This window comes from Gemmobacter caeni (assembly GCF_003054195.1).
Taxonomy (GTDB): Bacteria; Pseudomonadota; Alphaproteobacteria; order Rhodobacterales; family Rhodobacteraceae; genus Gemmobacter; species Gemmobacter caeni.
In genome coordinates this window covers 26,114-39,800 of record NZ_QBKP01000026.1, presented here as the reverse complement: position 1 = coordinate 39,800, position 13,687 = coordinate 26,114, and the positions used below count along the sequence as shown (strand labels likewise).

The 13,687-nt window shown below is 66.0% G+C and carries 15 protein-coding genes and 1 tRNA gene; 8 read left to right on the top strand and 8 right to left on the bottom strand.

The genetic code is table 11. The features are described 5' to 3' along the window. The 3 genes from C8N34_RS23375 to C8N34_RS23365 all read left to right on the top strand — a co-directional run. On the top strand, positions 1–1,197 hold a 1,197-nt coding region (locus tag C8N34_RS23375; RefSeq protein WP_108130721.1), incomplete at its 5' end, for an ABC transporter permease. Positions 1,198–1,221: 24 nt separating this feature from the next. Then, the gene (locus C8N34_RS23370) at positions 1,222–2,280 is read left to right on the top strand and encodes an ABC transporter ATP-binding protein (protein ID WP_108130719.1); all 1,059 of its coding nucleotides are present in this window, start codon (positions 1,222–1,224) and stop codon (positions 2,278–2,280) included. Further along, entirely contained in the window at positions 2,277–2,873 is a 597-nt protein-coding gene (locus C8N34_RS23365) for a histidine phosphatase family protein (RefSeq protein WP_158640792.1), read from the top strand. Before C8N34_RS23370 ends, C8N34_RS23365 begins: the two co-directional genes overlap by 4 nt. 83 nt (positions 2,874–2,956) lie before the next feature. On the opposite strand, the gene C8N34_RS23360 is transcribed toward C8N34_RS23365, so the two are convergent. The 3 genes from C8N34_RS23360 to C8N34_RS23350 all read right to left on the bottom strand — a co-directional run bounded on the left by C8N34_RS23360 (position 2,957) and on the right by C8N34_RS23350 (position 5,185). Next, positions 2,957–3,032: transfer RNA gene (locus C8N34_RS23360), tRNA-Thr, on the bottom strand. 173 nt (positions 3,033–3,205) lie between these two features. Beyond that, positions 3,206–4,396, bottom strand: a complete 1,191-nt coding sequence (locus C8N34_RS23355; RefSeq protein WP_108130717.1) for an acetyl-CoA C-acyltransferase — start codon at positions 4,394–4,396, stop codon at positions 3,206–3,208. A gap of 21 nt (positions 4,397–4,417) precedes the next feature. Next, a complete protein-coding gene (locus C8N34_RS23350) occupies positions 4,418–5,185 on the bottom strand; it encodes an SDR family NAD(P)-dependent oxidoreductase (RefSeq protein WP_108130716.1) in 768 nt (255 codons plus the stop codon). Positions 5,186–5,287: 102 nt separating this feature from the next. On the opposite strand from C8N34_RS23350, the gene C8N34_RS23345 reads away from it, so the two are divergent. After that, positions 5,288–6,262: an AraC family transcriptional regulator gene (locus C8N34_RS23345; RefSeq protein ID WP_108130715.1), complete on the top strand. Its 975-nt coding sequence runs from the start codon at positions 5,288–5,290 to the stop codon at positions 6,260–6,262. Here the strand turns inward: C8N34_RS23345 and C8N34_RS23340 are convergent. The 3 genes from C8N34_RS23340 to C8N34_RS23330 are packed head-to-tail and all read right to left on the bottom strand — an operon-like array spanning position 6,259 to position 9,669. Continuing rightward, positions 6,259–7,779, bottom strand: coding sequence for a heme biosynthesis protein HemY (locus C8N34_RS23340; protein WP_108130714.1), 1,521 nt, complete (start codon positions 7,777–7,779; stop codon positions 6,259–6,261). The genes C8N34_RS23345 and C8N34_RS23340 overlap by 4 nt on opposite strands. Positions 7,780–7,791: 12 nt before the next feature. Then, positions 7,792–8,862, bottom strand: a complete 1,071-nt coding sequence (locus tag C8N34_RS23335; protein WP_108130713.1) for a COG4223 family protein — start codon at positions 8,860–8,862, stop codon at positions 7,792–7,794. Between the two features lie 33 nt (positions 8,863–8,895). Then, the gene (locus C8N34_RS23330; RefSeq protein ID WP_054301996.1) at positions 8,896–9,669 is read right to left on the bottom strand and encodes a uroporphyrinogen-III synthase; all 774 of its coding nucleotides are present in this window, start codon (positions 9,667–9,669) and stop codon (positions 8,896–8,898) included. Between the two features lie 46 nt (positions 9,670–9,715). Here C8N34_RS23330 and tsaD point away from each other — a divergent pair, with 46 nt between their 5' ends. From tsaD to C8N34_RS23310, 4 genes are read left to right on the top strand one after another with little or no spacing between them, the layout of a single operon-like run. Continuing rightward, entirely contained in the window at positions 9,716–10,798 is a 1,083-nt protein-coding gene (gene tsaD / locus C8N34_RS23325; protein WP_108130712.1) for a tRNA (adenosine(37)-N6)-threonylcarbamoyltransferase complex transferase subunit TsaD, read from the top strand. Then, positions 10,795–11,730 carry an NAD(P)H-dependent glycerol-3-phosphate dehydrogenase gene (locus tag C8N34_RS23320; protein WP_108130711.1) on the top strand — a complete coding sequence of 312 codons (936 nt, stop codon included), beginning with the start codon at positions 10,795–10,797 and terminating at the stop codon, positions 11,728–11,730. Before tsaD ends, C8N34_RS23320 begins: the two co-directional genes overlap by 4 nt. A 3-nt stretch (positions 11,731–11,733) precedes the next feature. After that, a complete protein-coding gene (locus C8N34_RS23315; RefSeq protein ID WP_108130710.1) occupies positions 11,734–12,006 on the top strand; it encodes a YciI family protein in 273 nt (90 codons plus the stop codon). Next, entirely contained in the window at positions 12,003–12,422 is a 420-nt protein-coding gene (locus C8N34_RS23310; protein WP_108130709.1) for an EVE domain-containing protein, read from the top strand. The genes C8N34_RS23315 and C8N34_RS23310 overlap by 4 nt, the downstream gene beginning before the upstream one ends. Positions 12,423–12,622: 200 nt before the next feature. On the opposite strand, the gene C8N34_RS23305 is transcribed toward C8N34_RS23310, so the two are convergent. Next, positions 12,623–12,964, bottom strand: a complete 342-nt coding sequence (locus C8N34_RS23305; protein WP_054302001.1) for a DUF2853 family protein — start codon at positions 12,962–12,964, stop codon at positions 12,623–12,625. Between the two features lie 104 nt (positions 12,965–13,068). Beyond that, a complete protein-coding gene (locus tag C8N34_RS23300) occupies positions 13,069–13,638 on the bottom strand; it encodes a class I SAM-dependent methyltransferase (RefSeq protein WP_108130708.1) in 570 nt (189 codons plus the stop codon). Between the last annotated feature and the right edge of the window lie 49 nt (positions 13,639–13,687).

Genomic DNA, 13,687 nt, shown 5'->3' with positions numbered 1-13,687 from the left:
GCCAGCCTGCGCAACATTGACCGTTCGATGGAAGAAGCGGCGCAAAACCTTGGCGCGCACGGGCTGCGGCTGTTCCGCCGCGTGGTGTTTCCGCTGGCAACGCCGGGCTATGTGGCCGGGGCGGCACTGGTGTTCATCAAGGTGTTCGACGATCTGGGCACGCCGCTGCTGCTGAACGTCAACAACATGCTGGCACCGCAGGCCTATCTGCGCATCACCTCGGTCGGGATCAGCGATCCGATGGGCTATGTGATCTCGGTCATCCTGGTCGCCTTCTCGATCCTGTCGCTCTGGGCCTCGTTCCTCGTGATGCGCGGCAAGGATTACGCGACGGTGCAGAAGGGGGGCGGCGGGCTGGCCAAACGCGACCTCGCCCCGCGCGAAAAGGTGCTGGCCTATGGCGTGGTGCTGTTCATCCTCGCCGTAGTCCTGTCACCCCATATCGGGCTGTTCCTGCTGTCCATCGGCACGATCTGGAGCTTCGCGCCGCTACCCGACGGCTATACCCTCGCCAATTACGCCCGGATGTGGGAGGCGTCGCAGGATTATGTCGTCAACACCATCCTTTACGCGGGCCTCGCCGCTACGCTGGACGTGCTGATCGGCACCGCCATCGCCTATATCGTGCTGCGGACCGGCATCGCAGGGCGCAAGTGGCTGGATTACCTTGCCACTGCCGCGCTGGCCGTGCCGGGGGTTGTACTCGGGATCGGCTACTTGCGCACCTTCCAGGATGTGAACGTGCCCTTCCTCGACAAGCCGCTGGCAAGCTGGTGGGTCATCATTGCGCTGGCGCTGACCATCCGGCGCCTGCCCTACGCGCTGCGCGCCTGCATGGCGGCGCTGCAACAGGTCAGCCTCGCGCTGGAGGAAGCGGCCGAAAGTCTTGGCGCCACCAAGCTGCGTTCGATCCGCAAGATCGTGGTGCCGCTGATGACCGGCGGCATTCTTGCGGGCTTCGTGACCAGCTTCGCCACAGCGGCGGTGGAACTGTCGGCCACCATCATGCTGGTGTCCTCGGACCGTGACAGCCCGCTGGCCTATGGCATCTACCTGTTCATGCAGACCCCGTCGGGGCGCGGCGCCGGGGCAGCGCTGGGAATGCTGGCCGTGGTCATCGTCGCACTGGGCACGGTCCTGTCCCAGATCATCATCGAACGCGACAAGAAGCTGCGCACCGCCGGGCGCGAGCACTGAGACAAGCTGCAAGGAGTTCTTCACATGCACAGCGAAATGGCCGGAATCGAAATCCGCGACCTGCATCTGTCCTTCGGCAGCACCAATGTGCTGACCGGGGTCAACCTGACCATCGAACCGGGCGAATTCTTCGCCTTCCTCGGCCCCTCCGGCTCTGGAAAATCGACGCTTCTGCGGTCGATTGCCGGGTTCGGGCCACGTCCGCAGGGCGAAATCCGCATCGGCGGGCGGCCTGTCGCCGATCTGCCGCCGTGGAAGCGTGATGTCGGCATGGTGTTCCAGTCCTACGCGCTCTGGCCACATATGTCGGTGCGCGAGAACGTGGCTTTCGGCCTGCGCGAACGCAAGGTGGCCAGCGCCGAGATCCGCCGCCGCGTGGATGAGGCGCTGGAGCTGGTGGGCCTTGCCCATCTGGCCGACCGCATGCCGAACCAGCTTTCGGGCGGGCAGCAGCAGCGCATCGCACTGGCCCGCACGGTGGTCATCGCGCCCAAGGTTCTGCTTCTGGACGAGCCGCTGTCGAACCTCGACGCCAGCCTGCGCGTGCAGATGCGGCGCGAGCTTCTGGCGCTGCAACGCAAGCTCGGGTTGACCACCATCTTCGTGACCCATGATCAGGAGGAGGCGAATACCACTGCAGACCGCATGGCGGTGCTGGATGGCGGCGTGATCCAGCAGGTCGGCACGCCGCAGCAGCTTTACGATACGCCAGTCAACCTGTTCGTGGCACAGTTTCTGGGCACGGCGAACATTCTGGAAGGCACGGTCGAGGCCGATCCCGGCGGCGCCCGCTTCCGCACCCGCACCGGCGATACGCTGTCGCTGCCTTCCAGCGCAGGCCGGACCGGCACGCGCATGGTGCTGCGGCCGCAGAACATCACGCTGCGCCGCGAGGCAGGCGCGAATGCGCTTTCCGGTCAGATCCTGCACCGCGAGTTTCTGGGCAGCCAGATCCGCTATCTGGTGCAGGCAGGCGGCGCCGAAATCGTGGTCGATCAAAGCCACAGCGCCGGGCAGGACTGGTTCGAACCCGGCACCGCCGTGCATCTTTCCGCCAATACCGACAGCGCGGTGCTGCTGTGAGCGCCGCCGAAATCCTGCTGTTGCGCCATGGCGAAACCGAATGGAACCGGGAAGGGCGCATTCAGGGCAGCAAGGACTCGCCGCTGACCGAACTGGGCCTGCGGCAGGCCGAACAACAGGCGCGTATTCTTGCCACCCATCTGCCGGACCTGCGCAGATATACCTGTTACGCCAGCCCCCTGCCCCGCGCGCAACGCACCGCTGCCATCGCGCTTGGCGGGGTGGTTCCCGTGACGGATGCGCGCCTGCGCGAACTGGATTGCGGGGCGTGGGAAGGGCTGACCCCCGCCGAACGCGCCGCGCAATTCCCGGTATTGGCGGCCAGTTGCAAGGATGATTTCGGCCTCTACCAGAACGCTCCGGGCGGCGAGGGGCTGGAAAAGCTGACCCTCCGGCTCCGGGCATTTCTGGACGACATGCAACGACCTACCATCATCGTGGCGCATAAGGTGGTTCTGCTGGTCCTGCGCGGGCTGCTGACAGGGCGGGATCTGCCTGCCCTGCACAACCTGACCTCGCCACAGGGGGTCGTCATCCGCATCGCGGAAGGGCAGGAAACCATCCTGGCGAAGGCAGCTTGCGTCAGCCCATGAGCGGGTCAAAGGCCTGCGAATTTTCTGCTGATCGGAGCTGAGAAGAAATTCGCACCACTAACCGCTTGTCTTCATTTGGTTAGTGGTGCCGGTGAAGGGACTCGAACCCCCGACCCCATCATTACGAATGACGTGCTCTACCAGCTGAGCTACACCGGCATTCTTCTCTGCTGCGGCCTACAACGGGCGGGCCGCTCGCACAAGTCTTTCCTGCTGTCGCGGTCAGTCACCTGACCCAAGCATCGCGGCTTCGTTTAAACGAGCGCAGGAAGACGTGCAACAGCTATTCCTTTGCCATGGGGTTGGCGGTGAAAGGCTGTTGCACCCGATCCTTACAGCAACTCCAGCGCCACCGCCGTTGCCTCGCCACCGCCGATGCAGATGGAGGCAACGCCGCGTTTCAGGCCATATTTCTGCAAGGCAGACAGCAGCGTGACCATGATCCGCGCGCCCGAAGCGCCGATCGGATGGCCAAGCGCACAGGCACCACCATGCACGTTCACCTTGTCGTGCGGCAGGTCCAGCTCGCGCATGGAGGCCATGGCCACCACCGCGAAAGCCTCGTTCACCTCGAACAGGTCCACATCGGCCAGCGACCATCCCGCGCGATCCATCAGCCGCCGCGTGGCGCCGATGGGGGCGGTCGGAAACAGGCCCGGCTTGTCGGCATGGGTGGCATGGCCGCGAATCGCGGCAAGTGGGGTCAGGCCGCGCTTTTCCGCCTCGGACCGGCGCATCAGCACCAGCGCCGCCGCCCCGTCCGAGATCGACGAGGAATTGGCCGCCGTCACCGTGCCGCCCTCGCGGAAGGCCGGGCGCAGGGTCGGGATACGGTCAGGCCGCGCCTTGCCGGGCTGTTCGTCCGTGTCGATGACGGTTTCGCTGCCACGGCCCTTCAGGACCACGGGCGCGATCTCGGCCGCGAAACTGCCATCGGCAATCGCAGCACGCGCCCGCGACAACGAGGTGAGCGCATAGCCATCCTGTTCCTCGCGGGTAAAGCCCATGGTCTGCGCGCAATCCTCGGCAAAGGTGCCCATCAGGCGACCCTTGTCATAGGCATCTTCCAGCCCGTCGAGGAACATGTGGTCCATCACCTGACCATGGCCCATACGGTAACCTGCACGGGCCTTGGGCAGCAGGTAGGGCGCATTTGACATGCTTTCCATCCCGCCCGCCACGATGACTTCAGCGCTGCCCGCCAGCAACGCGTCATGTGCCAGCATCGCGGCCATCATGCCAGAGCCGCACATCTTGTTCAGCGTCACCGCCCCGGTGGACAGCGGCAGCCCTGCAGCCAGCGCCACCTGCCGCGCGGGCGCCTGCCCCTGACCGGCGGGCAGAACGCAGCCGAAGTAAAGCTGCTCCACCGACTGCGGGTCGAGTCCGCTGCGGGCCAGCGCGCCTTTCGTAGCCACCAGCCCCAGTTCGCTGGCGGAAAGCCCGGCGAAATCGCCCATGAAGCCGCCCATCGGCGTGCGGGCATAGCCGGTGATGACAACGGGATCGTCAGTTCGTGCCATGATTTCCTCCTGTTCCCGGCTTCAGCGCGGCGCCATGCGCAGCGCACCGTCCAGCCGGATGACCTCGCCGTTCAGCATGCGGTTCTCAAAGATATGACGCACCAGCGCGGCGTATTCCGCCGCCTGCCCCAGACGCGAGGGGAAGGGCACCGCCGCGCCAAGGCTGTCCTGCACATCCTGCGGCAGGCCCGCCATCATCGGCGTGGCAAAGATGCCCGGCGCGATGGTCAACACGCGGATACCGCTGCGCGCAAGCTCCCGCGCGGCGGGCAACGTCAGGGCAATCACCCCGCCTTTCGAAGCGGCATAGGCGGCCTGGCCGATCTGCCCCTCGATCCCCGCGATGGAGGCCGTATTGACGATCACCCCGCGTTCGCCATCCGGGCCGGGATCGTTGCCGACCATGGCGGCGGCGGCGAGGCGCAGCATGTTGAAGGTGCCGATCAGGTTGATCGAGATGGTACGGGCGAAGCTGTCCAGCGCATGCGGCCCGTCGCGACCGACAATGCGCTCACCCGGCGCGATGCCTGCGCAGTTCACCAGCGCATCCACCCGGCCAAAGCTGCCCAGCGCGGCGGCGATCGCCGCCTGCCCCTCGGCGTCGCTGGTCACGTCGGTACGGTGGAACAGCGCGGCCGTGCCAAGCTCCGCCGCCAGCGCGGCGCCCGCTTCGGCATTCACATCCAGCAGGACGACCTTACCGCCGCCCTCCACCACCATGCGCGCCACTGCGCCCCCAAGGCCCGATCCGGCGCCGGTCACCAGAACGACCCGATCCCTGATTTCCATGCCTTCGCCTCCCTTCATCCTCCGCGCGCAAGGGTAGGCCCTTCCGCCTTGCATTCAATGACATTCATTGCCTAATTCAATGATCGTTTTTACTATATCCCAATGGAAGACCGCCCCATCACCCCCGGCTTCGTGGCAGATGCCCTGTCCTGCCTGCCGCTTGCCGGAATTGCGCCCGCCCCTTTGCTGGCCCGCCTCGGCCTGCCGGAAGATGGGGCCAGCCCCCTCAGCACAACGGAATATGGCCGCCTGTGGACCGAGATTGCGCGGGTGACGGGGGATGAATTTTTCGGCCTTGCCGCCCGCCCGATGCGGCCCGGCAGTTTTGCCCTGCTGTGCCACGCCAGCCTTGGCAGCGAGACACTGGCCCCCGCGCTGCGCCGGGCCATCGCCTTTCTGGCCGTGGTATTGGATGACCCGCGCGGGGAACTGACGATCCGCGATGGCCTTGCTGTGATCGAACTGACCACCGCCGAACCGCGCAGCGCCTTCGCCTATCGCACCTACTGGTTGATCCTGATGGGCGTGGCCTGCTGGCTGATCGGGCGGCGCATCCCGTTGCGTCAGGTCAGCTTCGCCTGCCCGGCCCCGCCGCAGCGCGAGGATTATCAAAGCTTCTTCGGCGCGCCGGTGCTGTTCGGCCAGCCGGTCACAAGCCTCAGCTTCGAGGCCACCTGGCTGCGCCTGCCAGTGAACCGGGACGAGGCCGCACTGCAACGGTTTCTGCGCGGGGCGCCGGGCAATATCCTTGTGCGCTATCGTGAGGATGGTGGCATGGCGGCGCGGGTGCGGCACCTGCTGGCCAGCCAGGCACCCGCGGACTGGCCCGATTTTCCGGAACTGGCGCGCAGCTTCGGGATGTCCACCGCTACCCTGCGCCGACGCCTGCATGCCGAAGGCCAAAGCTTTGCCGCGCTCAAGGACGCGCGCCGCGCCACACTGGCGCGGCAGTTTCTGCAAGAGGCAAGCCTGTCGGTTGCCGATATCGCGACCGAACTGGGCTACAGCGAGCCCAGCGCCTTTTACCGCGCCTTCCGCAAATGGACGGGCGGCAGCCCGGCGGCCTCGCGCCCCTAGCTTGCGCTGCGGACAATCGCCGCGAGGTCGATCGGCTCGTCGTCCTTCGCCTGCTTCGGTGCAGGTTGCGGCGGGTCCATCACCTCCGGCTCGATCACCTCGGCAACTTCGGGTTCCGGTTCCGGGGCAGCAGGCGGCGCGGGCGGATTAACCAGCAGCGGCAGCATTTCCGTCCCGGTGGGCGAAGGTGTCGCAGTCTGCGGCGGCTCGCGCCAGCTCAGCGTATCGAAGCCGCCGCAATTGTCGCAGATCGGCGCCCAGGCGGCATGGATCGCCTGACATTTGTCGCAGCACCATTGCGGGCCGCGCGGCGCGGTCAGCGCCTTGGCCAGCCAGCCGCGCACCGCCGCCTCATCGGCACCTTCGCCCCGTTCGATGGCCGCCATCAGCGCCAGCGCCCGCCCGGTGGGTTTGGTCTCGACCAGATCGCCCAGCGCACGACGGGCCGCCGGGAAATCCTCGGCCGCGATGTTCAGCTCGGCCAGCAGCATCCGGGTTTCCGGGTGATCGGGATGCACCGCTGTCAAAGCGCGGAAGCGTTTCAGCCTGGCATCGGCGCTTTCCTCCGGTTCGATCTCGGCGAAAGCCGCCGCCAGATCGGGATGCGGCTGCGCCACCCACGCCTTTTTCAGGATGCGGGTCGCGCCCTTGGCATTCCCGGCCAGCGCCAGACTGCGGGCCGCCATAGCGGCCGCGGGAATCAGATCAGGGGATTGTTTGTTGGCGGCAATCGCCGCCTCGCGCGCCTCGATCGAGGCGCTTTCATCCATGATCCCCTGCGCCTCTTGCAGCGCGAGCACCGCATCGCGGCGGCGGAACACATCCTTCGTCAGCCCACCACCACGCATCTTGGCCTGAAGCGTCTGCCGCGCGCCCTTCCAGTCCTGCGCATCGGCCTGAAGCTTCAGCAGAATATCCTGCGTTTCGGCATGACGAGGCTTCAGCGCAAACGCCTTTTCAGCCAGCTTCAGCGCGGTCTCGCGGTCTCCTTCTGCCACCTTCTGCGACAGAAGGCCCCGGATGGCGACAAACCGGGTCCGGTCATGTTCCAGCAGCCGTTTGTAGGCCTCGGTCGCCTTGGCATTGTCGCCCGCCGCCTCAGCGGCCTGTGCGACCAGAAGGTCGGTCAGTTCCGGCTCGCCCAGCAGCTTTTCGGCTTTGTAAGCCCGCGACAGCGCCACGCGATTCTCGCCCGCCGCCAGCGCAACCATGCCATCGGCAAGCGCGCGATAGCCCTTTCGCTCGCGGTTGCGGTCGAAATAACGGCTGAGCGCGGTTTCATCGCCATTGATGAAGCGCAGCACCGCAAACAGCAGGCTGACCACCTTCAACAGCAGCCACAGCCCGAACAGCAGGACAAACAGCCCGACGACAACCTGAAGCGGCCCAAGCGTAAACTCTTGCCCTGCCGCCACGATGCGCACAGGCTCGCCGTTTTCCAGCAGCATCACGCCGCCCCAGGTCAACCCGGCGACAATCGCAAAGAACAGAAGAACTTTCACAAGCGTCCAAAGCATCGGGTTCTCCTGTCAACCGGCCGAAAGAAGATCGGCAATCGCCGTTTGTGCGGCAAGCCAGCGATCCGCCTCGGCCGACCAGCCTGCCATCGCGGTCTGGGCCGCCTCGGGTAATTGCCCGACCAATCCGCGCGCAGCCGCCACATCGCCCTGCCGCAGCGCCGCTTCAGCCCGTGACAGCACGGCATCAGTATCGTCACCCTCCCGCGGTTCAAGCGATCGGGCGCCGGTCTGGCTGACCAGAAAGCTCGCCATCCGCTCGCCCAGACCCGCCTCCGCTGTGGTGCCTGCATCCGCCGAAATCGCCGCTCGCGCGGCATCGGCAAAGGTGTCCTGCAAGCTGGTCAGCGTCACCGGGGAGGCCGCAAATTCCGTCAGCGCGGCAGGGGGAGTCACACCAGCCGCTTCGGCCCGGCTGACGGCGGCAGAAAGGCCACTACCGCTTTGCAGCGCGGTTTCCACCTCAAGCAGCGCCGCGCGACGTTCGGCATCGGCGCGCAATTTCACGGTTTCCGCCTCGGCCGCATCCAGCCGCTCCTGCACCTGGCTCTGGATTTCCTCGGCGATCCGCCCCGCATCCCCGGCCTGCGCCGCCACTTTCGCAGCCAGATCGGCCACCTGCGCCTGAAGCGCCGCCAGTGCGGCCCCGCCATCGCCCTGCGATTCAAGTTTCGTCAGGCGATTCTCCAGCGGTGCCAGATCTGCCACGGGGGCAGGACGCTGTTCCAGCGCATCAATACGTCCCGCCAGCGCGGTCGCGGTCTCAAGCTGCGCGCGCAGGCTCGTGATCTCTTGCTGCATGGCCTCGACGCCAGCCTGCGGCGGCGTGACCAGCGGCCAGCCCTCACGCGCGCCGAAGGTCGCAAGCCCAAAGCCAAGCCCTGCTGCCACGACACCCCCGAAGGTCGACCCAACGAAACGGCCGAATCCGCCGCCTTTGGCGGGGGGTGGCTCAGCTGCGACGGGCGCGGGTTCTGACACGGGCTTTATATCCGGCTCTGCAACCGGCATTTCCTGTTCCGGCTCCGTCAGGGTGACGGGCTCCGCCTTCTGATCCGCTGCGCGGTCCCCGGTCTCGGCCATTCCATCCCCCTTTTCCTGCGCTTCCACCCGAAGTTAGTCTTTCGATCCCGGTGCCTCAAGGCACGGATTGTCCCATGGCGGCGGATCGAGCAGATCCAGCATCGCCCCGGCATCCGGCTGCGCCGCAACAGACACCGGCCCGAGACAGAAACGCAGAAGCGGTTCGGCGGTTGCACGGGAAATTGCCGTGAACTGCATCATGGCGGCCGGACGCGGCAAGACGCGCAGCGCTTCGGCGAGGCTTTGGGCCGATTGTGGGGAAAAGACCGGGAACAGGACATACCCCGGCTGTTCCAGCCGGGCGATCACCGCAGCGGCCAGCGACCTTGGCCGCTGGCGATAGACACACAGCCCCTCGGCGCGCAGCCCGGCAGCGCGCAGCCGCGCAACCAGATCGCCACGCGGCTCTTCCCCGTGCAGGTGCAGAAGGCCACCCTGCGGGCGTTGATCCAGCAACAGGGCCAGCAGAGCCTCGGCATCCCCATCGGCGGAAACGGCATCGAACCCGTGCGCCCGTGCCGCATCAGCCGTGCGGCGCCCGACGCAAAAGGCACGGGGGGGTAAGGAACCGGTCAGATGCGGCAGGGCCTCCAGCGCGGTGCCCGAGGTCAGGATCAGCGCCTCAAACGGGCCATCGGGCAGGCGGGTTGCGGGAAACTCCGGCTCCATCAGCGGCGAGCACAGGATATCGAATCCCTCGCCCAGCCGCGCATGAAGCTGCGCGGCGAAACGGGCGGATTGCGCAGCGGGCCGGGTCAGGATGACCGCAGGCCGCACCGCAGCGGGGGCGCGGGATTGCCTGAGCATGACTGCGGTGTTACCCCGGTCGCATCTGCGTTTCAACGGAAAGCCCATGACCGAAAGCCTGACCCTGCTGGGCATCGAAAGCAGTTGCGACGATACTGCCGCCGCCGTGGTGCGCCGCCGCGCGGGCGCCGCGCCGGAAATCCTGTCCTCAGTTGTCGAGGGGCAGGTGGCGCTGCATGCCGATTTCGGCGGCGTGGTGCCGGAAATCGCCGCCCGCGCCCATGCAGAGCGCATCGACCTTTGCGTCGAACGTGCGCTGGCTGCGGCGGGGTTGGGTCTGGCCGATCTGGACGGCATCGCCGTGACAGCGGGACCGGGGCTGATCGGTGGCGTCCTGTCCGGCGTCATGTGCGCCAAGGGACTTGCGGCCGCGACCGGGCTGCCACTGATCGGGGTCAATCATCTGGCGGGCCATGCGCTGACGCCCCGGCTGACCGACGAAATCGCCTATCCCTATCTCATGCTGCTGGTTTCGGGCGGGCATTGCCAGTTCCTGCGCGTGGACGGGCCGGATGATTTCATCCGTCTGGGCGGCTCGATCGACGACGCGCCGGGCGAGGCCTTCGACAAGGTCGCCAAGGTGCTGGGTCTGCCGCAACCCGGCGGCCCCGCCGTTCAGGCCGAAGCGGCAACGGGCGACGCGAAGCGTTTTGCCCTGCCGCGCCCGTTGCTGGACCGGCCGGGCTGCGACATGTCCTTCTCGGGCCTGAAAACTGCGGTGTTGCGGCAGCGCGATGCGCTGATTGCCGAACACGGCGGGCTGCGGCGGCAGGATCGTGCGGACCTTTGCGCAGGCTTTCAGCAGGCCGTGGCGGATGTGCTGTTCGAGAAATCGCGCCGCGCACTGGCTGCGCATCCGGTCCAGACCTTCGCCGTGGCAGGCGGGGTGGCGGCCAATACCGAAATCCGCGCGCGCCTTCAGGCCCTGTGCAGCGGATCAGAGACGGTTTTCCTAGCCCCGCCCCTTGCGCTTTGCACCGACAATGCCGCCATGATTGCCTGGGCAGGGATCGAGCAACTGGCAACGCGTGGCCCTGACGGGCTGGATCTGTCTGCCCGCCCGCGCTGGCCGCTGGACCGCACCAGCCCGGCCCTTCTGGGATCGGGCAAGAAGGGGGCGAAGGCATGAAGATTGCCATTCTCGGCTCTGGCGCATTCGGCGCGGCGCTGGCCGCCGCGCTTGGCCGCGAAGGCCCCGTGGTGCTGTGGGGGCGTGGTCAGGCTGGGCGCGAGATCCGCCGGCTTCCGGGGCTGGTGTTGCCCGGCAGCGTGACCGTGACCGCCGATCTTGCCGAGACCGATGACGCCGATCTGCTGCTGCTGTCGGTGCCGATGCAGGCCCTTGGCCGCTTCGTGGCGGATCATGGCGCGCGGCTTGCCAGCCGTCCGCTGGTCGCCTGCTGCAAAGGGGTCGATCTGACCACCGGACTGGGCCCTGTCGAAATCCTCGACACGCTCGGCGGTCCCGCCCCCGCCGTGCTGACCGGGCCAAGCTTCGCCGCCGACATTGCCATCGGCCTGCCCACCGCACTGACCCTCGCCTGCCGGGACGATGCGCTTGGTGCGCATCTGCAAGCACGGCTTTCGACCCCGGTTCTGCGGCTTTATCGCACCCCGGATGTCATCGGAGCCGAGCTGGGCGGCGCCCTGAAGAACGTCATGGCCATTGCGGCGGGCGTGGTGATCGGCGCGGGCCTTGGCGATTCCGCCCGCGCCGCCCTGATGACGCGCGGCTATGCCGAAATGCTGCGTTTTGCGCTGGCACGCGGTGCGCGGGCCGAAACGCTGGCCGGTCTGTCGGGCTTCGGCGACCTTGTTCTTACCTGCACATCCGCGCAATCGCGCAATTTCAGCTTTGGCCTGTCGCTGGGCCGGGGCGAAAGTTTCGACCCCGCAACCACGGTAGAGGGCGCCGCGACCGCCCGCGCTGTCGCTGAAATCGGCTGCAAGCAGGCGTTGGATCTGCCGGTTTCGACCGCCGTTGCCGCGCTGGTCGATGGCCGCATCACCGTCACCGAGGCCATCCAGAGCCTTCTTTCCCGCCCCCTGAAACAGGAGTAACCCATGCGCGTCGCCCTCGTCTGCAAGGACAAACCGCAATCCCTGCATATCCGGCAGGAAAACCGCCCCGCCCATCTGGAACACATCCGGTCGACCGGCGTGGTCGAGATGGCCGGGCCGTTCCTGAACGAGGCGGGCGAGATGTGCGGCTCGCTGGTGATCCTTGAGGTCGAGACGCTGGATCAGGCGCGCGACTGGGCCGCTGCCGATCCCTATGCCAAGGCCGGGCTGTTCGAAAGCGTGCAGATCACCGAATGGAAGAAGGTGATAGGATGAACTACTGGCTGTTCAAATCCGAACCTGACACCTGGAGCTGGGACCAGCAGGTCGCCAAAGGGGACGCGGGCGAGGAATGGGGCGGCGTGCGCAACTATCAGGCCCGCAACAACATGCGCGCCATGAAGATCGGTGACCGGGGGTTCTTCTACCACTCCAATCAGGGGAAAGAGATCGTCGGCATCGTCGAGGTCAGCGCCGAAAGCGCGCCGGACAGCACCAGCGATGATCCCCGCTGGGATTGCGTACATATCCGCGCCATTCGCCCGCTTGCACGGCCTGTAACGCTGGAGGCCTGCAAGACCGAACCGGGGCTGGAGGAGATGGCGCTGGTCAAGACGTCGCGCCTGTCAGTGCAGCCGGTGACGGAAGCCGAATGGAAGATCGTCTGCCGGATGGGGGGCGTCGAGCCGTAAAAAATGGAGGGCCCCAACCCCAAAGGGGCCCTCCATCCACCCCACGCGCTCCCTTAGCACCACGCGTGTTCTGAAAAAGGCCCCGGACATCCTGTCCATGGATTGACCATAGCGCGACTCGGTCAGGCATTGCAAAGACCAAGTCCTTAAAATGCGAAACGCCCGCAGGATCTGCGGGCGCTGTGCATCTGCCGGGCGGATCAGCCGTAAACGGCTTCTTTACCGAAATGCTTGGTCAGCATGTAGTAGACGACCGCGCGATACTTGTTGCGCTCGGACCGGCCATAAATCTCCACGACCGCATGTATCGCTTCCATCAGCGCCGGGCTGTCGGCCAGACCCAGCTTCTTCATCAGGAAGTTCTTCTTCACGGTTTCAAGCTCGTCCGGCTGCGAGGCGGCAACGGTTTCACTGTCCGCGTTGTAGATCGCCGGTCCGCAACCGATGGTCACCTTGCGCAGCAGATCCATATCCGGGTCCATCTTGCACTTGTTGCGCAGGTCATCGGCATATTTGGCGATCAGTTCGTCTCTTTTGCTCATCCCGTGCTCCTTTTTCGCCCCTCGCGGGCCACGACGGCAGCCTAGGCCATCGCCGGGCCACGACAAAGGGAATTATCGCCGCGGGTTCCCCGCTGGCGAAAGGGTCAGGCTGCCGGGCGGTTGAGCTTCACGATCCACTGGTTCGCCATCAGCTTCAGCTCGGCCTGATCGCCAAGTTCTTCCACCATGGCCTCCACGGCGCGTTTCACCGGGGCGCCCTGCGCATCGGACATCCAGTTGAAATCATCACCCGCAATGATGCCGTCGTGCTTCACCTTCTTCAGGCACAGCGCGATATCCTGGCCGATGAAGGGCTCGTTATGGTTGCCATCGATATAGACCCAGTCCAGCGAGGCATCGGGCAGCGAGGCCAGCGCCGCATCCGACATGTCGCGATGGATCTTCACCCGCGCGTCATCCTTGAACATGTCGCAAACGTCCTGATACTTCTGCTCCATCAGGTTTTCGTTCTTCTTGCGGCCAAAGCCGGTATTGCCGAATTCGGGCTGATACAGCCACGGGTCGATCAGATGCAGCTCCGCCGGATCGCAGATTTCCATGATACGCTTGCTGAAAGCGCCTTCCCAGACGCCGATCTCTGCCACCCGCGCCCCTTTGGGCATGCTTTCCAGCATGCGACCGCGCAGTTTTTCACGTTTGGTTTCTTCTGCCATATCCCGCCTCACTCATTGATCTGATTTTGCCTTGGAAGACCGCGATCCC

Excerpts from the sequence above, each read along its gene's own strand:
- C8N34_RS23370 (WP_108130719.1), top strand. The coding sequence starts at position 1,222 with ATGCACAGCGAAATGGCCGGAATCGAAATCCGCGACCTGCATCTGTCC.
- C8N34_RS23355 (WP_108130717.1), bottom strand. The coding sequence starts at position 4,396 with ATGGCACGAACTGACGATCCCGTTGTCATCACCGGCTATGCCCGCACG.
- C8N34_RS23350 (WP_108130716.1), bottom strand. The coding sequence starts at position 5,185 with ATGGAAATCAGGGATCGGGTCGTTCTGGTGACCGGCGCCGGATCGGGC.
- C8N34_RS23345 (WP_108130715.1), top strand. The coding sequence starts at position 5,288 with ATGGAAGACCGCCCCATCACCCCCGGCTTCGTGGCAGATGCCCTGTCC.
- C8N34_RS23340 (WP_108130714.1), bottom strand. The coding sequence starts at position 7,779 with ATGCTTTGGACGCTTGTGAAAGTTCTTCTGTTCTTTGCGATTGTCGCC.
- C8N34_RS23335 (WP_108130713.1), bottom strand. The coding sequence starts at position 8,862 with ATGGCCGAGACCGGGGACCGCGCAGCGGATCAGAAGGCGGAGCCCGTC.
- C8N34_RS23330 (WP_054301996.1), bottom strand. The coding sequence starts at position 9,669 with ATGCTCAGGCAATCCCGCGCCCCCGCTGCGGTGCGGCCTGCGGTCATC.
- tsaD (WP_108130712.1), top strand. The coding sequence starts at position 9,716 with ATGACCGAAAGCCTGACCCTGCTGGGCATCGAAAGCAGTTGCGACGAT.
- C8N34_RS23320 (WP_108130711.1), top strand. The coding sequence starts at position 10,795 with ATGAAGATTGCCATTCTCGGCTCTGGCGCATTCGGCGCGGCGCTGGCC.
- C8N34_RS23315 (WP_108130710.1), top strand. The coding sequence starts at position 11,734 with ATGCGCGTCGCCCTCGTCTGCAAGGACAAACCGCAATCCCTGCATATC.
- C8N34_RS23310 (WP_108130709.1), top strand. The coding sequence starts at position 12,003 with ATGAACTACTGGCTGTTCAAATCCGAACCTGACACCTGGAGCTGGGAC.
- C8N34_RS23305 (WP_054302001.1), bottom strand. The coding sequence starts at position 12,964 with ATGAGCAAAAGAGACGAACTGATCGCCAAATATGCCGATGACCTGCGC.
- C8N34_RS23300 (WP_108130708.1), bottom strand. The coding sequence starts at position 13,638 with ATGGCAGAAGAAACCAAACGTGAAAAACTGCGCGGTCGCATGCTGGAA.